At 39.5% G+C, this 20,737-nt stretch carries 18 protein-coding genes; 10 read left to right on the top strand and 8 right to left on the bottom strand.

Features of this window, described 5'->3' with window-relative positions; translation table 11 throughout:
• Window positions 1-2: 2 nt before the first annotated feature.
• Window positions 3-2,180: a putative bifunctional diguanylate cyclase/phosphodiesterase gene (locus FPK91_RS03590; RefSeq protein WP_144208111.1), complete on the top strand. Its 2,178-nt coding sequence runs from the start codon at window positions 3-5 to the stop codon at window positions 2,178-2,180.
• Window positions 2,181-2,211: 31 nt separating this feature from the next.
• Here FPK91_RS03590 and FPK91_RS03585 read toward each other — a convergent pair whose 3' ends face one another.
• Complete coding sequence (locus FPK91_RS03585; protein WP_144208108.1) at window positions 2,212-2,691, bottom strand: YchJ family protein; 480 nt, start codon at window positions 2,689-2,691, stop codon at window positions 2,212-2,214.
• A gap of 15 nt (window positions 2,692-2,706) precedes the next feature.
• Complete coding sequence (locus tag FPK91_RS03580) at window positions 2,707-3,291, bottom strand: YybH family protein (RefSeq protein ID WP_193559180.1); 585 nt, start codon at window positions 3,289-3,291, stop codon at window positions 2,707-2,709.
• 131 nt (window positions 3,292-3,422) lie between these two features.
• On the opposite strand from FPK91_RS03580, the gene smrA reads away from it, so the two are divergent.
• Entirely contained in the window at window positions 3,423-4,013 is a 591-nt protein-coding gene (gene smrA, locus FPK91_RS03575) for a DNA endonuclease SmrA (RefSeq protein ID WP_144208105.1), read from the top strand.
• A 172-nt stretch (window positions 4,014-4,185) separates the two neighbouring features.
• Here the strand turns inward: smrA and FPK91_RS03570 are convergent, their stop codons facing one another.
• Window positions 4,186-6,060 (bottom strand): M2 family metallopeptidase, encoded by a 1,875-nt coding sequence (locus FPK91_RS03570; RefSeq protein ID WP_144208102.1) that lies wholly within the window; start codon window positions 6,058-6,060, stop codon window positions 4,186-4,188.
• 193 nt (window positions 6,061-6,253) lie between these two features.
• Between FPK91_RS03570 and FPK91_RS03565 the strand changes: the two genes are divergently transcribed.
• Both FPK91_RS03565 and FPK91_RS03560 read left to right on the top strand, forming a co-directional pair.
• Window positions 6,254-6,898 carry a TetR/AcrR family transcriptional regulator gene (locus tag FPK91_RS03565; RefSeq protein WP_144208099.1) on the top strand — a complete coding sequence of 215 codons (645 nt, stop codon included), beginning with the start codon at window positions 6,254-6,256 and terminating at the stop codon, window positions 6,896-6,898.
• 9 nt (window positions 6,899-6,907) lie between these two features.
• Window positions 6,908-9,184, top strand: a complete 2,277-nt coding sequence (locus FPK91_RS03560; RefSeq protein ID WP_144208097.1) for an acyl-CoA dehydrogenase — start codon at window positions 6,908-6,910, stop codon at window positions 9,182-9,184.
• 119 nt (window positions 9,185-9,303) lie between these two features.
• Here FPK91_RS03560 and pyk read toward each other — a convergent pair whose 3' ends face one another.
• A complete protein-coding gene (pyk, locus tag FPK91_RS03555) occupies window positions 9,304-10,743 on the bottom strand; it encodes a pyruvate kinase (RefSeq protein WP_144208094.1) in 1,440 nt (479 codons plus the stop codon).
• A gap of 204 nt (window positions 10,744-10,947) precedes the next feature.
• Window positions 10,948-11,802, bottom strand: a complete 855-nt coding sequence (locus FPK91_RS03550) for a MurR/RpiR family transcriptional regulator (protein WP_144208091.1) — start codon at window positions 11,800-11,802, stop codon at window positions 10,948-10,950.
• A gap of 331 nt (window positions 11,803-12,133) precedes the next feature.
• On the opposite strand from FPK91_RS03550, the gene zwf reads away from it, so the two are divergent.
• The 6 genes from zwf (at window position 12,134) to FPK91_RS03520 (ending at window position 18,741) form a co-directional block, all read left to right on the top strand.
• Complete coding sequence (gene zwf, locus FPK91_RS03545; protein ID WP_144208088.1) at window positions 12,134-13,606, top strand: glucose-6-phosphate dehydrogenase; 1,473 nt, start codon at window positions 12,134-12,136, stop codon at window positions 13,604-13,606.
• Window positions 13,607-13,616: 10 nt separating this feature from the next.
• Entirely contained in the window at window positions 13,617-14,315 is a 699-nt protein-coding gene (pgl, locus tag FPK91_RS03540) for a 6-phosphogluconolactonase (RefSeq protein WP_144208085.1), read from the top strand.
• Between the two features lie 11 nt (window positions 14,316-14,326).
• The gene (gene edd, locus FPK91_RS03535) at window positions 14,327-16,153 is read left to right on the top strand and encodes a phosphogluconate dehydratase (RefSeq protein ID WP_144208082.1); all 1,827 of its coding nucleotides are present in this window, start codon (window positions 14,327-14,329) and stop codon (window positions 16,151-16,153) included.
• 20 nt (window positions 16,154-16,173) lie between these two features.
• Window positions 16,174-16,815 (top strand): bifunctional 4-hydroxy-2-oxoglutarate aldolase/2-dehydro-3-deoxy-phosphogluconate aldolase, encoded by a 642-nt coding sequence (locus tag FPK91_RS03530; protein WP_144208079.1) that lies wholly within the window; start codon window positions 16,174-16,176, stop codon window positions 16,813-16,815.
• A 167-nt stretch (window positions 16,816-16,982) separates the two neighbouring features.
• Window positions 16,983-17,687, top strand: coding sequence for a class I SAM-dependent methyltransferase (locus FPK91_RS03525; protein WP_144208076.1), 705 nt, complete (start codon window positions 16,983-16,985; stop codon window positions 17,685-17,687).
• A gap of 28 nt (window positions 17,688-17,715) precedes the next feature.
• Window positions 17,716-18,741: a hypothetical protein gene (locus tag FPK91_RS03520; protein WP_144208073.1), complete on the top strand. Its 1,026-nt coding sequence runs from the start codon at window positions 17,716-17,718 to the stop codon at window positions 18,739-18,741.
• Here the strand turns inward: FPK91_RS03520 and FPK91_RS03515 are convergent.
• The 3 genes from FPK91_RS03515 to FPK91_RS21050 form a co-directional block, all read right to left on the bottom strand.
• A complete protein-coding gene (locus tag FPK91_RS03515; RefSeq protein ID WP_227006675.1) occupies window positions 18,734-19,303 on the bottom strand; it encodes a DUF1569 domain-containing protein in 570 nt (189 codons plus the stop codon). The two genes, FPK91_RS03520 and FPK91_RS03515, sit on opposite strands and share 8 nt — an antisense overlap.
• A gap of 62 nt (window positions 19,304-19,365) precedes the next feature.
• Complete coding sequence (locus FPK91_RS03510; RefSeq protein WP_227006674.1) at window positions 19,366-20,277, bottom strand: hypothetical protein; 912 nt, start codon at window positions 20,275-20,277, stop codon at window positions 19,366-19,368.
• The gene (locus tag FPK91_RS21050) at window positions 20,274-20,492 is read right to left on the bottom strand and encodes a hypothetical protein (RefSeq protein ID WP_227006673.1); all 219 of its coding nucleotides are present in this window, start codon (window positions 20,490-20,492) and stop codon (window positions 20,274-20,276) included. The genes FPK91_RS03510 and FPK91_RS21050 overlap by 4 nt, the downstream gene beginning before the upstream one ends.
• Between the last annotated feature and the right edge of the window lie 245 nt (window positions 20,493-20,737).

The raw sequence follows: 20,737 nt of genomic DNA, 5'->3' as shown, positions 1-20,737 counted from the left end.
TGATGAGACAAACTGAGCAACAACATTTATTAGAGTTAATTGTAAACTCTGTCGCCAAAGAAAAAGGGGATTTTAAACAAACCTCTGAACTTGCGTGCAAATTGTTAATGAAATATTTTAACGCTACCTGTGTATCCGTTATTTCATTACGCGACAAAGCATTAGAACAAAAAGTCATTGCTTGCCTTTCACCGAATCTCACATTTGAAGAATCCGTTAATTTTCATCGTAACAACAGTTTAATCTCCGATTCTTATTTTGATGAATTACGTCGATTCAGACATGTTTTTAGTAACTCATCACAATCGGATAAACGCTTACAAAGTTTCAATGAGTATTATTGCCAAACGCACATTCAATCTAATCTGGATGTCGCTATTCGTATTAATGGCCATATCGAAGGCTTACTTTGCATCGAGTTTGATCATGTTGTTGACATCACTTTGGCAAATATTGAGTTTGCATGCCAATTTTCAGACCAACTAGCATTAACCCTAGCCACGCGTTACGCCTATGATAAAGATGAAAGACTTACGTTATTTCATAGTGCGACAGAGCAAGCTAAACATGTATTGATGTTGGTTAATCTTAAGTCACAAGTTATTGAATATGTAAATCCTGCACATGAAAAAATGACCGGGTTGAGCCGAGATATTGTTCAAGGTAACCAACTCATCACTTTAGATATGTTTCGCGGTAAGCGTGAACTTGCTAATGAACTGACAGAAAAATTGATCAATGGTGACATCATTAAAGGTGAAGCTGAGTTAACCCGTGTTGATGAAAGTAAATATTGGGTTCAATACCAGGCCAACCGATTTGTTACTGAGCAAGGCAATTATTATGCGTTAGTATCTTGTGTAGATATTTCCGCGCAAAGAAAGAGTAAAGAACAGTTAGAACATCTTGCATGGAAATGTAGCTTAACAGGGCTAAGCAATCGTTTGCACTTCACTCAGTGTTTAGAACGAGTTAGTGAAGGTACTTTAATTCTGGTTGATTTAATGGGCTTTAAACGCTTTAACGATACCAGCGGCCATGAACAGGGTGATGCATTATTAACTGAAGTGGCAAGACGATTAAAACATTTTGGTGAAAGCCATGATGCCATTGACGTTGCTAGAGTCGGTAGTGATGAATTTACCGTATTGTTACCACAGTTTGTTGATAAAGACTTGCTTAACGCCAAGATTGAAAAGTTATACCGCAAGTTACAAGTCCCTTCAGTTATTGGTCGAGAGAAAGTCGATCCTAAAGCGGCTGTCGCCATCGTTGATATTAATTCAATTGCAGGACAGTTTTCACCATTATCTTGTGCGGATATAGCCTTACAATATGCCAAAAAGAAATCTTCACAGAATCACCAAATCTTTAATGATGATCTACTGGCAACATTTAAAAATAATGCTGAAATAGAGCGAGATTTACAACTTGCTGTACGTAACCGTCAATTCGAACTTTATTATCAGCCTTTGATGGATCTGAAAAACCATCAATTTATCGGCGCAGAAGCACTCATTCGCTGGCATCATCCGAAAAAAGGGGTGTTATACCCAGGCGCATTTATCGAGATTGCTGAACAAACAGGTATGATCAACGCTATTGGTGATTGGGTGCTTGAGGCGGCATGTAAGCAACTTAACTTATGGCAGCATAAGAATGTCGATATTGTGATGCATGTTAATGTGGCAGCGCGTCAGTTCTTTAGCGGCAACTTATTCGAGCAAGTTTGGAATTTAGTGACCCGTTATAGACTTAAACCACAGAGTTTAATTTTAGAAATCACTGAAACAGAGTTAATGGGTGACATTCGTCATGCGACTCGATTATGTCAAGAACTAGCTGATTTAGGTGTTGGATTGGCCATTGATGATTTTGGAACGGGTTACAGCTCGATGCGTTATCTAAAACAATTCCCAATATCAAAATTGAAAATTGACCGTTCATTTATTTCAGACCTGACAACAAGCCGTGAAAGCCGTGAAATTGTCAGTGCGATTATTGCCATGGCTAAAGCGCTGAATATTTCACTTACAGCAGAAGGGGTTGAGACAAAAGAGCAGGAAATATTCCTTGCCGATAGTTGTTGCCACCACGCTCAAGGCTTTTTATACAGTCCTGCTATTCGAGAAAATGAATTTTCAAAGTTCGTATTTGAGCAAAATGAACTTGTACATTAATGTTGCATAATGAACTAAAAAAAGGGTTAAATTAACCCATTAGTTTCATACAACAGGCTTTAAACTTTTTGCCGCTATGACAAATACATTTATCGTTTCGTTTCGGTAAATCTGCTGTAAATTGTTCACCTTTGGTGTAATACCACCGTCCATTTTCAAAAACAAAATCTGAGCATTCAAAAATAGCATCTAGATCGCCGTCATTGAGAAACCAGGCTTTAAAAGTGACTGTTGCAGATAATGCACTTTGTTGCTTGTGCGTAATAACCTCTAAGCCTATCCATTGAGTTTCATCAGCGCCCATAGCCAACATTTCAACAGTTAATCCGGCTAAGTGTTGTGGGTGATGAGTATCAACCAAATATTGGAATTGCTTCATAACAAAGGCACAATAGCGTGAGCGCATTAATGTGTCAGCTTTGTCAGCAAAGTTTAGATTGAGGTGATAGGGCTGGCAACAATGTGTGTAGTGTAAATCACTTCCGCACGGGCAAGATGTATCTGGGGTCATAGTTTATTAACTGTTTTATGGCTGTTGTTCTAATGATTCAATGTTAACAGGTTCAATCTCAGGGTTAAATTGGCGACCGTAATATAAATTGGGGACCGGCTTAGCTGCAAAATAAAATGTTGAGTTGGATCTGGTGTTTGAATCTAAGGTGAACTTCCACTGATTATCAGGCCCCTTACGAGAGACGAATACAAATTTACCTGAAAACACACTGCTAGGATCGCCTGTTTCTTTTCTAGGATGAAATTTTACCAAGTAATAACCCGCATCTGTTGAATTGTCTGCCGTTAGCTTGCGGCTTACAACTCTAAAGTCGACTTCTATATGTGCATCTTTTTTAGCAATTTTTTTAAAAAATTCTTGGTATAAAGCGAAAATATCTGATTTACCAGTAACAATGCCTTTGTCTTGAACTTCTGAAATATAGACCGCGTTATCAGCATATATATTTTCGATCATACTGAGATCTAAACTTTCAAATCCGCTGGCAAATATTTTATAATTTTTATTGATGAGCTGGTTGTCAGTTAATGTATCGGCGTTTGAAAAAAAGCTGACTAATGAGATACAGTAAATAAATAATATTTTAAAATGAGTCATGCAGATTCTTTGCTCTTGGTAAAATGATTTCAAATCAACGTAAGTAGGCATACTTACAATACAGACACTATAAATTATTACAGGTTATATCCAAAGTAGAGAATCTTTACAAAGTGTGTAGGTGCAAAATTATGGATCAAAATGAAAATGCATTATTTCTATCAGAAATGACCGATGTGGTTCCATTGAAGCAATCAAATTGTGTTTTTAACAATGAAGCAAGTCAGGTGACTGAAGCGCAATTAGCAAAGCGAGCAGCTGCAGCACAAAATGAATACTTATCAAAATTACCTATTGATCCCGCTTTATTGATGCCCATCGAGCCTGAAGAAGTTGTTAGCTATAAACTTGATGGCGTACAAGCAGAAGTTTTTAGGCATTTAAGGTTGGGGAAATACAGGTATTCCAGGCTTATTGATTTACATGCTTTTAGGTTATCGCAAGCGCGAGAATACCTTATTGAACAGGTGTTAAGTTCCCATTCAAATGGCGAGCGAAATCTACTGGTTATTCACGGTAAAGGTTTCAAAAGTAAACCCTATCCAGGACTAATGAAATCGGCAGTTTGCCATTGGTTAAGCCAATTAGATGAAGTTCAAGCTTATCATTCAGCAACACGAGAGCGTGGTGGAACTGGCGCTGTATTTGTCATGTTGGTAAAATCTGATCAAAAAAGAATTGAGTCCAGTGAAATGAACCGAAAAGGCAGCGGTTTTAGGTAGTCCAGTAAGGTTCATTTAAGCGGATAGTCTTCTTATCACTATAAAGGTTATAAGAGATGTAATAGCCGTAACTGTGATTACCGTAAATATTATAAAGCCCACTTAACCATAGGTAAGGTTAAGTGGGCTTTATTTTAATAAATATACCTAATTAGAATTAAGTGCTATTAATCTACCAACCGCATTGACGATTTTCATTCTTGTTTTGTTCATCAAGCCATACTTGCAATGGGGCAAAATAATCTAAGATTGCTTTAGCATCCATATCTTTAGTACCAGTGACAATATTCAAAGCTTCAGGCCAAGGTTGACTTAAACCCGCTTCAAGCATTTGGTTTAACTTATCACCCGCTTCTTTATTGCCATAAATGCTACAGCGATGAACAGGTCCCTCATTACCAGCAATCTCACATAATGATTTGTGGAATTGGAATTGAAGAACATGGGCTAAGAAGTAACGCGTATAAGGCACATTACCTGGCACGTGATATTTTGCACCAGGATCAAAATCAGCTTCTGTACGTGCAATAGGGGCTTTCACACCTTGATATTTTTCACGTAATTCCCACCAAGCTTGGTTGTATTGCTCTGGTGCGATTTCGCCGTTGAATACTTTCCAGCGCCATTGATCAATCATTAAACCAAATGGCATGAAAGCAATCTTGTCTAACGCTTGACGAAGTAAAAGACCGATGTCTTTAGACTCATCTGGTATTTCATCTAATAAACCAATTTGCTTTAAGTAACTTGGCGTAATCGAAAGGGCAATGGTATCGCCAATCGCTTCATGGAAACCGTCATTAGCAGAACCTTTAAACAGGTGAGGCTGATTTTTATAAGCTCGTTGGTAATAGTTGTGACCTAATTCGTGATGAATGACGGTAAAGTCTTCAGCCGTTTTTTGGATACACATTTTAATACGAATATCGTCTTCGTTATCTAAATCCCACGCAGAGGCATGACAAACAACATCACGATCCTTAGGTTGGACGAATAATGAACGAATCCAAAATGTTTCGGGTAATTCTTCGAAACCTAAAGACGAGAAAAACCCTTCAGCTTGCTGAACCATTTTTACTTCATCGTAATTATTTTTAGCGAGCAGTTCAGTGACATCATAACCAGGATCTGCATCAGTTGGCGCAACGGTATTATAAATAGTGCCCCATTGCTGTGCCCACATATTACCTAACAAGTGTGCTGGAATAGGACCGTTATCTGGTGCAACTTCATCACCGTATTGCTCGTTTAACTCTCCACGTACATAACAATGCAGAGAGTCATAAAGTGGTTTTATGTCTCCCCAAAGGCGGTCTAATTCTGCTGAGAACGCTTCAGGTTCCATATCATATTGACTACGCCAAAGTTCTGATAAATCAGCAAACCCAAGGTCTTTAGCGCCTTCATTTGCTAACTCAACTTCACGTTCGAATAAAGGACGCATCGGTTTTGCTATTTGACGCCATCCTTCCCAAGCTTCTAACAGTACGGCAGGGTCTTTAGATTCGGCCATTAATGACGATAGTTCAGGTTGTGTTAAACAGCGACCATCATCAAAACAATATTTACCTTTTCCGTATAAGCCATTTAATTCAGAACTAATTTGCGCAAGTTCAGCATTTTTGGCAGGATCTAATGGCGCCGGTAAAACAAGGCTACTTCTGAGGATATGCAGTTTGCGTGCATTGACAGGATCTAACTCTACATTGGCATATTTGGCTGCTTCGGTGGCAAATCTAACAGACATAGAGGTCATCTTTTCGCCGATAGCGGCTGACAGTGCTGCAGTATCTTCGGTGATAAAATTACTATAAACCCATTCAGTGCGCGCACCTTCAACAGAAATTTTAGCAAGTTCAGCTTCTGCATTGTTAATGAATGCTATGGCAGAAGCACTATCGATTTTCTGTTCTGATTGATTTTCTGAGCTAGTAACAGCAGCTGAAGAAATAACAATCTCTTCTTCAACTTGCTGACAGGCTGTTAACCCAAGTGCCATCGAAATAACAATGGCGATTTTAGACGGACGTTTAAAAGGCAAGTTCATTATGCAAGATTCCTTATTTTTATTTTCGCCGATAGTTTACATAATTCACCGATATATTGCATTTTAGTTATAACTTAGTGTTGAAACAGTAAGTGGGATTGGCTGTAGATAGAACAATAGGGCGGATTTAGATTGACAACTGTGCGCTCAATGTTTAATTTAAACGAGTGTTTTAATTGATTTGGGTCATGGAATGGCAAGCAGAACAGATACAAAAACAAGAATACTTGATGCTGCTGAAAAACTATTCGCTGAGAGGGGTTTTTCAGAAACATCACTACGTCTTATTACCAGCAAAGCTGAAGTAAACCTGGCGTCAGTTAACTATCACTTTGGCTCAAAAAAAGAACTGATTAGAGCAGTACTTGCTAGGTATTTAGATGTATTTATGCCTACAGCAGCCTCTGAAATAGACAGACTGTTTAAAAATCCAGAGCTTGCTAACTTGAATGAAATTTTTTCGTCGCTAATAAAACCCTTACTTGAGTTAAATCAAGTCAGACAGGGCGGCACCGCAATCTTTCTTCAACTGTTAGGGCGTGGTTATATTGAAAGCCAAGGTCACTTGAGATGGTTTATCACTACCCATTACGGTGAATATTTGAAAGTGTTTGTCAAAGCAGTTTCAGAAAGTGCACCACATATTCCTCCTGCAGAGATGTTTTGGCGTCTACACTTTACCTTAGGCACAGTTGTTTTCACTATGGCTTCAGCTGATGCGCTAAATGAAATTGCTGCAGCTGACTATGGTGAGCATAATGATACTGAAGCAATCATCAGAAAGGTCATTCCTTTCATGGCAGCGGGTGTATCAGTACCGATTTTAACTAATAAGTAAGGGATTAACATGACAGTCGTCATACTCGTTTTAATAGCTCTCGCAGTGCTATTTGGTGTGCGTAATTTAAGGATGCGTTTTATTACCCGTCCTGTTTTTTCTTTTTTTAAGAAAGTGTTACCACCATTATCAAGTACCGAAAAAGAAGCCATGGAAGCTGGTGATGTTTGGTGGGAAGGTGAGTTATTCCGTGGTAACCCCGATTGGAATATGTTGCATAATTATGGCAAACCACAATTATCAGCAGATGAGCAAGATTTCATTAATAATCAGGTGCAAACCGCACTGACCATGATTGATGATCATGACATTGTTCATAACCTTAAAGATTTACCGCCAGAATTGTGGACCTATTTTAAGAAAGAAGGTTTTTTTGCGTTAATCATTCCGAAAAAGTTTGGTGGCCGTGAATTCTCAGCTTACGCAAATTCAACCATTGTCAGTAAAATAGCGACTCGCAGTATCAGTGCTGCAGTGACCGTTATGGTACCTAACTCTTTAGGCCCTGGAGAGTTACTGACTCATTATGGTACTCAAGAACAAAAAGAACGTTGGTTGCCCGCTTTAGCTAAAGGTGATGAGTTACCTTGTTTTGCACTTACAGGACCTGAAGCGGGTTCTGATGCAGGTGCTATTCCTGATGTCGGTGTGGTTTGTCGTCGTGAGTTTAATGGCGAAGACACCTTAGGCTTAAGTTTAACTTGGGATAAACGCTATATCACTTTAGCGCCAGTGGCGACAGTCTTAGGTCTTGCTTTTCAAATGCGTGACCCTGATGGCTTGCTCGGTGAGACCGTTAATTTAGGCATTACTTGTGCGTTAATCCCTACTGATCATGAAGGTGTTGAAATTGGTCGTCGTCATAACCCGTTAATGATGGCATTTATGAACGGGACGACCAGCGGTAAAGATGTGTTCATTCCATTAGATTGGATTATTGGCGGACCTCAGTTTGCTGGTAAAGGTTGGAGAATGTTAGTCGAATGCTTGTCTGCAGGCCGCGGTATTTCTCTGCCAGCCCTAGCTACTGCATCTGGCCACATGGCAACGAAAACGACTACAGCTTATAGTTATGTAAGACAACAGTTTGGTATGCCTATTGGTAAGTTTGAAGGTGTGCAAGAAGCCTTAGCGCGTATTGTTGCTAATACCTACCAGCTAGAAGCCGCTAGATGTTTAACAACAACGGGTATTGATTTAAAAGTTAAACCCTCTGTTGTTACAGCGATTGCAAAATATCACATGACTGAATTAGGCCGCGATGTATTGGAAGATGCAATGGACATTCAATCAGGTAAAGGCATTCAACTTGGCGCTAAGAACTACTTGGGTCATGCCTATATGTCGACCCCAATTTCAATTACCGTTGAAGGTGCTAATATTTTAACCCGTTCGTTGATGATTTTTGGTCAAGGGGCTACTCGCTGTCATCCATATGTACTTGCTGAAATGGAAACAGCAGCAATGGAAGACCAAAAGGCGGCAATTAATCGTTTTGATGCGCTACTCATGGGACATATGGGTTATGCAGTACGTAACGGTTTTATGGCGTTCTTTAATGCTCTTACAGCAAGTAAGACCAACTCTGCTCCAGTTAGTGGCACTACGCAGCAATATTACCGCGACATGAGCCGTATCTCTGCAGGTTTAGCTATCATGACTGATTTATCTATGTTGGTGATGGGCGGCGATTTAAAACGTAAAGAGATGATGTCTGCTCGCATGGGTGATGTGCTTAGCCAATTGTACTTAGCATCGGCAACCTTAAAACTTTTTGAAGACAACGGTCGTCAACAAGATGATTTACCGGCAGTGCATTATGTCATGACCGAAAGGTTACAGCTTGCAGCTAAAGCGATGGAGGAGGCGATTCGTAACTTCCCAAGCCAACTTGTTGGTCTATTGCTAAAAGTGATTATTTTCCCATTAGGTAACCACTTTAAAGCGCCAACAGATCTTCAAGCAACCACTTTAGCAGATAGCTTTTTACAACCTTCACCAGCAAGAGATCGTCTAACTTTCTTATGTGCAGAGTTTGAAGGTGACAAAGGCGGTATTGCAGAAGTTGAAGAGGCTTTCTTAGCTAAATATGCTTGTAAGAGTTTATATGCACGTTTGAAGAAGGCTCAAAAAGCTGGGGAGCTAACGCCTAAGTTACCCATGCTAGATTTGTTTAAGCAAGCATTAGACAAAGAAGTGATTAACCAAGCTGAATTTGACCAATTGATTGATGCTAACGATAAACGTTTAGCTGCAATTAATGTCAATGATTTCGAAAGCCTATAATTAGATTTAACCTGCAGCTTTGATGGTGCAGGGCATTTTCTTTATGAAATTTACAGGCAATAAAAAACCACCTAATTAGGTGGTTTTTTTATGGGAGCTAATTAATTTAGCTGAAACGATTATGCAACTATTAACACTTTACAAGTGTTAGTGCCGCCAACTGTTTCCATATCATCGCCTTTAGTCATTAATACCATGTCACCTGATTTAAGGTAACCGGCTTTAGCGACTGCGTTTAATGCTTCTGATGCCAATTTTTCAGCAGGGTAAGCTGTTGAATCAAATTGAACTGGCATTACACCGCGGAATAAAGCAAGTTTAGCTAAAGTCTTTTGGTGACGCGAAAGCGCGAAAATAGGTAATGCAGAGCTAATACGCGACATTAACTTAGTCGTTTCACCTGACTCAGTTAAGCTGATTATCGCTTTAACACCGGTTAGGTGGTTAGCTGCATACATAGTTGAAAGGGCGATAGTTTCTTCAATAGTATGAAATTTCTCGTCCATTCTATGCTTTGAGTCAGTCACTGTAGGATGCGTTTCTGCACCTTTACACACATTACTCATGGCTAAGACAGTTTCTTCAGGGAAATCACCAGCAGCAGTTTCTGCTGATAGCATTACCGCATCAGTACCATCTAAAACCGCGTTCGCAACATCCATTACTTCTGCACGGGTTGGCATTGGGCTAGTAATCATCGATTCCATCATTTGAGTCGCTGTAATAACAACTTTGTTCAATTGACGAGAGCGGCTGATTAGTTTCTTTTGAACTGCGACAAGTGCAGCATCACCAATTTCAACACCTAAATCACCACGAGCAACCATGACTGCGTCTGATGCTCTAATAACATCATCCATTGCAGCTTCAGAAGCGACAGCTTCTGCACGCTCAACTTTAGATACGATTAAAGCAAAGCTACCAGCGTCTTCAGCTAGTTTACGTGCTAAATCTAAATCTGCACCAGTACGTGGGAATGATACAGCTAGGTAATCAACTTGAATCTGCGCAGCTGTTAAAATGTCAGCCTTGTCTTTTTCAGTTAATGCTGGAGCGGTAAGTCCGCCGCCTTGCTTGTTGATACCTTTATTATTAGATAAAGGACCTGCTACTGTAACAGTGGTGAAGACTTTACGACCTTCAACAGAATCAACTCTTAATTGAACTCGGCCGTCATCAAGCATAAGAATGTCACCAATAACAACGTCATTTGGTAATTCTTTATAATCGATGCCTACTTGTTTCTCAGTACCTTCACCTTTACCTAGGTCAGCATCTAAAACAAAAGTCTCACCCAAATCTAACTGTACTTTCTTGTTATCTTTGAATGTTGAAACTCGAATTTTAGGGCCTTGTAAATCACCTAGTACAGCTACATGAACACCTAACTCTTTAGCGATGTTACGAGCGTCAGTAGCACGTTTGAGATGATCTTCAGGTGAGCCGTGAGAGAAGTTAAGACGTACAACATTAGCACCAGCAGCAATGATTTTACGTAAATTGTCATCGCGGTCGGTTGCAGGTCCAAGTGTCGTAACGATTTTAGTTCTGCGGAACATATGATACTCCGTTAATTTTAAGAAAAGAATTCGGTACAAATATGACTCTATATTAACAGACATTTTAGGATTTTGTAGTAAAGTTACATACAAATAGATCGTTTTTTATGTTTTATTTATGTGACAGAGTCGAAGATTATTGAAAAAAAAGGCTAAACAGTCGTTACCGTTCAGCCTTTTAATATTGTCATTTAACAGAAATATTTAAATAGTAAGATCTTTATTTACCCGAGATTCCTTCAAAACTTCTTTAACGCGTTTCAAATTGTCACGGAATCGAGGACCTCTTCTCAGCGTAAAACCGGTAGCCAACACATCAATAGTCACTAGTTGCGCTAAACGTGAGGCCATAGGTAAATACATATCTGTGTCTTCAGGGACTTCCATAGTCACAGGGAGAGTACATTCTAGTGAAAGCGGTGAGTTACGAGCCGTGATGCCAATAACGGCAGCACCGTTCTCTCTGGCGATACGTGCAATCTCAATCAAAGATTTAGTACGACCAGTGTGAGATATTAATACAACAACGTCACCTTCATCACAGCCAATACAGCTCATGCGTTGCATTAATACGTCATCAAAACAAATGACAGGAACGTTGAAACGGAAAAATTTATTCTGTGCATCATGGGCGACAGAAGATGATGCCCCCAGACCAAAAAATGAAATTGTTTTAGCTTGAGTTAAAATATCTACCGCTTTATTGACGGCTGCTATATCAAGGCTTTGACGGGCTGTATCAAGCGATGCCATTGAAGATTCGAAGATTTTTGTAGTATATGATTCAGGGGAATCATCTTCTTCGACATGTCGGCTAACATAAGGTGTTCCGTTAGCAAGACTTTGGGCTAAATGTAACTTAAAATCAGGGAAACCCTTAGTATCTAAACGACGACAGAAACGGTTTACTGTAGGTTCACTGACGTCAGCCATTTTTGCGAGAGTGGCAATACTAGAGTGAATAGCTGTTTGTGGTGAAGATAAGATAACTTCCGCCACTTTACGCTCTGACTTACTAAATTGTGTAAGGCTTTTTTGCACCTTTTCAAGGGTATTCATAAGTAATTGTCCGCTAGAATGGATGATGTAATTTTATATCATAAATTACAATTTAAGAGGAAATGGAGTAATTTTCACACCTCTGGAACCGTTAAATAGTCATTTTTCTTAGTTGTTTTGTAACTATACTAAGATAGTAAAGTAATTTAATCACCAAAATACTATCAGGTTTTACGCCAAGAAGGCTAGTTTCAAGACAAACGAATATTTTAAAATTATAGATGCATAATTTGAATTCTGTTGTTATATTACAACAAAAGTGTGCTTTTATTCATCGACGACTAAAAGGGGTTCGTCAATGAACGCGCATAATAAAGGAGTATGTTAAGCAATGAGTAACTCACCACTAGGCGCTAAGGCTTGTGATTTTGTACTATTTGGTACAAAAGGCGACCTTGCCAGACGTAAGTTGTTACCTTCACTTTATCAACTTGATAAAGCGAACTTGTTAGATAAAGACACGAAAGTCATTGGTGTTGCGAAAGACGCCTTTACCCAAGAAGAGTTTGTTGAACTCGTCAATAAAGCACTTAACACGTTTGTAAAAGATGAAATCTGTCCAGAAACGTTAGAAAGATTTATTGGACGTTGTCATTATATTGGTACCAATTTTACCGATTCTGAAGGTTATAAAGCATTCCACGGTTTATTAGAACCGACTAAGCGTGTGATGGTCAGTTACTTCGCAACGCCTCCTTCAATCTTTGGTGAAATCTGTCGTTGTCTAAACGAGCAAAAGCTTATTCATCCTGATACTCGCATCGTTCTTGAAAAGCCAATCGGCACCTGTCTCGAGTCATCAAAAGTCATCAACAATAAAGTTTCTGAATTCTTCAACGAAAACCAAGTTTATCGAATTGACCATTATCTTGGTAAAGAAACTGTTCAAAACCTTATCGCATTGCGCTTCGCCAATTCATTGTTCGCATCAAAATGGGACAATCGAACTATTGATCATGTACAAATTACTGTTGCTGAAGAAGTCGGTATTGAAGGTCGTTGGGGCTACTTTGATACGGCTGGACAAATGCGAGACATGATCCAAAACCATTTATTACAAGTGTTGACACTTGTGGCAATGGACCCTCCAGTTAATTTAGATGCTGACAGTATCCGTGATGAAAAAGTAAAAGTACTTAAATCACTGCGTCCTATTACGGCAAACAACGTGTTCGAAAATACCGTACGTGGTCAATATACTGGTGGTTACCTTAAAGGTTCACCTGTTCCTGGCTATTTAGAAGAAGAAGGTGCCAACGTTAAATCAAGCACTGAAACTTTTGTCGCACTGCGTGTTGATATCGACAACTGGCGTTGGGCTGGCGTGCCATTTTACTTACGTAGTGGCAAACGTATGCCATTCAAGAGTAGTGAAATTGTGGTTTATTTCAAAAATCCACCTCACAACCTTTATCGCGAAACAATGCGTAACCTTCCACCAAATAAATTGACTATTCGTCTACAGCCTCATGAAGGTGTAGAAATTCAAATGATGAATAAAGTCCCTGGTTTGGAAGAAAAGCAGCGTATTCAGACAACTAAGCTTGATTTAAGCTTTACTGATACGTTTAAAAATGAACGTATTGCGGATGCTTATGAGCGCTTGTTATTAGAAGCCATGCTAGGTAATCAGGCATTATTTGTACGTCGTGATGAAGTAGAACAAGCATGGACTTGGGTTGATGGAATCATTAACTCTTGGGAGCAGGGTGGCGAAAAGCCAAAACCTTATCCTGCAGGTACTTGGGGACCCGTTTCCTCAGTGGCTTTAATCACTAAAGATGGTCGTTCTTGGGACGAGTAAGGAAATAGTTATGATTAAAGAATCTGTATTCAAAGCGTTTGATACGCCTGCAGATCTTGAAGCTAAATTGGCAGACAAAATGGCCAGCCAGTTACAAGATGCTGTTGATAGCCGTGGTAAAGCTAGCCTTGTGGTTTCAGGTGGCTCAACACCGCTTAAATTATTTAAATTACTAAGCAATAAAGCTATTGATTGGAGTGATGTTTATATCACCCTGGCTGATGAACGTTGGGTTGATGCTGATGCATCGGATTCTAACGAGCGTTTAGTAAGAGAACATTTATTACAAAATCGTGCAGCAAGTGCCAAATTTCGTGGTCTAAAAAATATGTTTGAAAGCCCTGAGAAAGGCTGTGACATGACCATTGAGTCTCTTGCTAATTTCCCAAAGCCGTTTGATGTAGTGGTTTTAGGAATGGGTACTGATGGACACACATGTTCGTGGTTCCCGTGTAGTAAAGAATTAGAAAACGCATTTACGACTGATTTGTTATGTGCAGCTGTTAATCCAACAACCGCTCCTCATGCTCGTATCACCTTATCTAAAGGTGCGATCTTAAACAGTCGTCAGATTTATCTGCATTTAGTGGGTGAATCGAAATTATCTGTATATCGCCAAGCTTTAGAAAGTGACGATGTGAATACCATGCCAATTAGAGCCGTATTAGCGCAGCGTAAAACGCCCGTTGATGTGTTCTATAGCGCGTAGAGGAGTCAATCATGCATTCAGTAGTTCAAGAAGTAACCGACCGAATTATCGCTCGAAGCCAAGATTCTCGTTCAAAATATTTAAAAGCATTAGATGATGCACGCGCTAAAGGTGTTCATCGTAGTGCCTTAAGTTGCGGTAATTTAGCTCATGGTTTTGCCGCTTGTAAGCCAGATGATAAAGATTCCCTTCGTCAATTGACTAAAGCTAATATTGGTATTGTTACTGCATTTAACGACATGTTATCAGCACATCAGCCCTATGAGGATTACCCAAACTTCTTGAAGAAAGCTTGCCAAGAAGTCGGTAGTGTTGCGCAAGTTGCTGCGGGTGTTCCGGCAATGTGTGACGGTGTGACCCAAGGTCAACCGGGCATGGAACTTAGCTTGTTAAGCCGTGAAGTGATTGCGATGTCTACCGCTGTGGGTTTATCTCACAACATGTTTGATGGCGCATTATTACTGGGTATTTGTGACAAAATTGTCCCAGGTTTATTGATTGGTGCATTAAGCTTTGGTCATTTACCAATGATGTTTGTACCAGCCGGTCCAATGAAATCTGGTATCCCAAACAAAGAAAAAGCCCGTGTTCGTCAACAATTTGCCCAAGGTAAAGTTGATAGAGCTGCACTGTTAGAAGCTGAATCAAGCTCATACCATAGTGCGGGTACTTGTACTTTCTACGGTACTGCTAACTCTAATCAGTTAATGCTAGAAATGATGGGCTTACAATTACCTGGTTCTTCATTCGTTAATCCAGATGACCCACTTCGTGATGAATTGACTTCAATGGCGGCTAAGCAAGTTTGCCGTTTAACCGAAATGGGCACGCAATACAGCCCTATTGGTGAAATTGTGAATGAGAAGTCAGTTGTTAATGGCATTGTAGGCATTTTGGCCACGGGTGGTTCTACCAACTTAACTATGCACATTGTTGCAGCCGCACGTGCTGCTGGCATCATCATTAATTGGGATGACTTCTCAGATTTATCTGATTGTGTGCCATTACTTGCTCGAGTTTATCCAAATGGACATGCGGATATTAACCACTTCCATGCAGCAGGCGGAATGGCATTTTTAGTCAATCAGTTATTGGATGCAGGTCTTATTCATGAAGACGTGAATACTGTTGCAGGTTTTGGTTTACGCAAGTACACCCAAGAGCCTCGTATTCTTGACGGTAAATTAACTTGGGTTGATGGTCCTACTGAAAGTTTAGACAAAGAAGTCTTAACGGATATGGCTGCACCTTTCCAAAGCAACGGTGGACTTAAACTGCTTAAAGGTAACCTTGGTCGCTCTGTGATTAAAGTATCTGCAGTACCTGCAGCTAACAGAATTGTTGAAGGGCCTGCGGTAGTTATTGATGACCAAAACAAGTTGGATGCAATTTTCCAAGCGGGTGGTTTAGACCGAGATTGTGTTGTCGTAGTAAAAGGCCAAGGCCCTAAAGCTAACGGCATGCCAGAACTGCATAAGTTAACCCCATACCTAGGCACTTTGCAAGATAAGGGCTTTAAAGTAGCGCTTGTTACTGATGGCCGTATGTCAGGTGCATCAGGCAAAGTTCCTGCTGCAATTCACTTAACCCCTGAAGCATTAGATGGCGGCATGATAGCCAAAGTTGAAGACGGCGATATGATTCGCGTTAATGCTGATACTGGTGAGTTAAGCCTGCTTGTTGATGAAGCGACCTTAACTGCACGTGTTGCAGGCAAAGTTGATTTACATCATTCAAGCTACGGTATGGGTCGAGAATTATTTGGCGCTTTACGTAATAGTTTAAGCAGCCCTGAAACCGGCGCTCGTAGTACCAGTGCCATCGACGAAATTTATTAATTAAAAAGGAAGATTAACGAATGCTTGAGAATAACTGGACACTACAGCCACAAGATATTTTTAAACGCAGCCCGATTGTTCCTGTAATGGTTATCAATAAAATCGAGCACGCAGTACCGTTAGCGAAAGCATTAGTAGCGGGCGGCATCAGTGTTTTAGAGATTACTTTACGAACAGAATGTGCTTTAGAAGCGATTGCATTAATTGCTAAAGAAGTACCGGAAGCGTTAGTGGGTGCGGGAACAATCTTAAACGAGACTCATCTACAGCAAGCTGTCGATGCGGGCTCACAATTTATTATCACTCCTGGTGCTACGATTGGTCTGCTTAAAGCAGCTAAGCGTGGCAATGTTCCATTAATTCCTGGTGTAGCAAGCATCTCAGAAGTTATGGCGGGTATGGAATTGGGTTACACTCATTTCAAATTCTTCCCAGCTGAAGCGTCTGGTGGTGTTAATGCACTTAAAGCATTCTCAGGTCCTCTTGCAAACATTCGTTTTTGTCCAACTGGTGGTATTACGCCAACAAGTTATAAAAACTACTTGGCATTACCCAATGTTGATTGTATTGGCGGTAGCTGGATTGCACCTACTGATGCAATGGAGCAAGGAGATTGGGATCGTATTACTCAGTTATGTAAAGATGCCATCGGCGCTTTATAATACTTAGTATTTAGGTTTTCCTAAAGAACCAAGCTGTACAAAAGCCACTTTCGAGTGGCTTTTTTGTATTTTAAATAAACGCTTGCTCGTCATATTGCGCTTTGCTAATGTGATTTATTGCAAACTGTAACCCTTCTTATTACAGCAGATCAACAAGGTAGATCTTTATGGATAAGTATCATCAAACGGTTACTGTGTTTGATAAGGCTGCACAGCGTTATCAAAACAAATACATGGATTGTGCTTTATATGCTCATAGTCTCGATAAGTTTTGCCATCTACTCATTTCAGAATTCGATCATAATCATGAGGATATATCGATTCTAGACATTGGTTGCGGGCCAGGTAATGCCAGCCTTTATGTTCAGGATAGGTTAAACGATGGCGTTAAGTCTAAAGTAAAGGTCAATGTAAGCGGAGTAGATCTATCACCTCAAATGATAAAAATAGCACAACAACAAAATCCTAACGGCTATTTTGAGGTTGCAGATATTCGTCATATTTCTGATTTAGCTGAAGGCAGTGATACTGATGGGAGGTTAAGTAAAGCGTTTAATGTTTTATTGTGTTCCTTTTGTATCCCATATTTAGCTGACACCGACATTGAGCCTTTCATTCAGTCATTAGCCTGTGTCTCTAAAGTAAAATCGTGGGTCTATATTGGATTTATGGAAGATGATTACAGTCAATCATGTGTTCAAGTTTCAGCTGACGGCGATCAAATGCACATGTATTTCTATCAGTCGTCTTTCATCGATTCATTACTGGTTAAACATAATTTTGAAATAGTCAGTTCGTTCACCAAAGATCATATCGTTAATGGAGAAAAGAAGGCCACAGATAGATTTATTTTTGCAAGAAGCCGCGCATAATTTGCTGTCTTAAAATGGGAGATATCATATGCAACTAGATAAATTAAAGAGTAAAGCTCCCTTTATCAGCCTGATATGCGTTAGCGCAGCCTGGATAATATTCTTTAAATATGATTTGTGGATTAACGATTATGGTGCAGCTCAATTCGATTGGTTAATGTTAATCGATGGCTTAATCACATTACCCTTGGTTTGTTTTTACTGCTTAAAATCAAAAAAGTTAGCGTTCGTTAAGTCTCTTGGCTATTTTGCACTGTTAATATTGCTTGGCAGTTATATCATACCCGCCAAAAATCAACTTATATGGCCATATTTAACTCAAATACGTTATCTATTAATTGGCGGATTTATATTAATTGAGCTTGTTTCAATTGCTTGTGTGCTATTGGCAATCAAAACAGCACTAAAATCTGGAGAAGACCCGGATATAGCAATCGATAATTCAATCAAAGGTTTATTCGGTGATTCAATCATTGCGACCATTGTCGCTTTTGAAGTCAGGGTTTGGAGCTTTTTTCTTTGTGCCCATTTAATTAATGCAAGTTCTTATCGCGGTGAGGTAAAGTTTAGCTATCATAAAAAAGATGATAATCAGTCCAATGCCTTTGGTTTCATCATGATGATAGCGTTTGAAATACCCTTAATGCACATCGTTATTCATTTTATATTCTCATCTCTAACAGCCAATATCGTTACGGGTTTAACGCTATTTAGTTTAGTTTTCTTTATTGCTGAATACAGAGCCATGTCACGTAGGCCAATCAGTATTTCACATAAAAATAATAGTGTGGGATGTTATGAACGACAATTACATATCCGTTACGGAGTGTTTAATTGTTATTCCATTAAGTTAAATAATATCCAAAGTGTCGAGTTGAATTCTGAAAGGGTTAGAAGAGCAGAAGGGCTCAAACGGTTTAACTTTTCAGGTGTTCCCAATGTGAAAATAAATTTAGTTGTGCCTATAGCTAATGTTAAATCTGTTTTTATTGGCGTTGATAATCCCAATGCACTCATTCAAGCATTGTCTAATGAATCAATTTCGCTTAGCTAACACGACTGATTTGCTGCATATGGTTATTGAAATGCATTACATGGGCAAGGGCGTATTCTTGTTTTGAAAGTTGACCATAAGCAAAATGAGGTTTTAACTCTGCTTCATAACGTTGAAAATCAATCAGTGATTGCTGTAAACGTTTAAGCGCGGGTAAATAAAGAGGCTTTTTTATCGTTAAAGGTGCACCGGGTATGGGGTCTGATAAGTTATGCGTCATTCTGCCTTTTGCTGCAAATATCGAAAAAACAGTCGGGCCAACAGTTTGTTTAAACAATTCAGACTTATGTTGTGGGTAGCCTGACATAGAATATTCAACACTCTGGGCACAGTGAGTAAATATTTGGGATAAATCCCAGTCTTGTGACTTTGTTATTAAGTTCTGCGATTGGTTTGCCGTATTAAGTAGACCATCTAACTGTGACAACAGATGGTCTACTGTCAAGGGTTTAGATGGTGCATCTATACTAAACCAACTGATAGTACCTGCAACAGTTAGTCCAGTACCTATTACTACACTTGTCTTTGCGAGCTTTTTTAAGAATGTTCTACGCTGCATCATTGTACCTTTATATTGAAATGTTGTAATTGCTCATTGCTGTTTTAACGACCTATAAGCGAATATTAGTTTAGGTTGCATACTGCATCTTTCACAACCCATGCTGTATGAAGATTATGATCCCCTTCAGAATATACTTGCCCTTGTTCAACAAATGTAATTAGCAATGAAGTATCAGTTAACCTGTGTACTGATACTTTGGCAATGTTGCCAACGTTCTGATTAATGACTAATTCTTCATCGCCTAATCGCCCAGCAGGTGAAACGCATCTTCTCCATAATGTAAAAGAATCGTTTTCAGTGCTATCAACGGAAGAATAATAGACATCAACATTGCCATCGTTGCGTTGTATGGGCTTAGCATCATGAACGGCTTCGACTCTGGAGGTGATGGGGTAAGCTTTGCTCCAATGAATACCGTTATCTGAAGACAGTCTAAAATGCGTTTTCATCACTGATAATGCTTGTCCATCTGTACTGGTTTTTTCACTGACAAATCGCGTCTGGAATGTATAAATAATATCGTTAGATGAGAATGTAGCCATTGCGGGCATTGCGCCACCACTGCCTATGTCGATGGGCGATTTAAAATGTATACCGTCATCACTCGTACTAAACAGCAGCTGACAACAACCTGAATACGGTTTAGAACGGTATACCATTGCTATTTTACCACTATTAAGTAAATACCATTTGGTATCACTTGACGCTGCTATGGGGATTGGCAATGAAAGTTTCTGTTTATCAATGAGTTTATTGTTTTTCCATTGTGCTCTATAGAGGGTTGTGGGTTTGAAATATGTGGTATTAGTTTCAACAAAATACAAGCACTCAACATTATCTATTTTTATCAGACTTACCCCAGTGCGAATTAGGGGCGTTTCTTCATTATTAAAATGAACAGCTTGTGGTGTTGTTGACCCAATACCTTGGGGGTTTAAGTTTAATTGACTATATCTGAGCTCTCCGCTCTTCAATCATAATCGTCAAAATGCTCATAAACGAGGACTATGGATTCATCAGATGAGATTATGCTACTCATGAACTGTATTCCAGAAGGATACTCTATTCGATGAATATCTGCTTTAGTGAGCGGAACTTCATTAGAGTAACAATCAACGGATAAAAACACAGCCCCAAGACAGACTAGGCTGTAGAAGCGTTTAATAGGGTTTGATGTTTTGATAGTCATGCTCAATCCTTGAACAGAAATGTAATGGTAACGAGGGAACTGTGATATTGCTGGTATTCAACATCATTCTCACGACTACCTTAAAAACCGTAACTCACTAGGGTCGTAACACTTTAAGCGCCTGTTATTAAACTTTATAAAATAATGTGTGACAAGGTGTTATTCCTAATCAAGAATGCTAAATGGAAATTGTTGCGATATTAACCACATACTCTCGTTACAGATAGTGGTGATAAAAGGCTTTG

Origin of the sequence: Shewanella donghaensis, from assembly GCF_007567505.1 — a bacterium.
GTDB classification, from domain to species: domain Bacteria; phylum Pseudomonadota; class Gammaproteobacteria; order Enterobacterales; family Shewanellaceae; genus Shewanella; species Shewanella donghaensis.
This window is presented reverse-complemented; position numbering and strand designations above follow the sequence as displayed.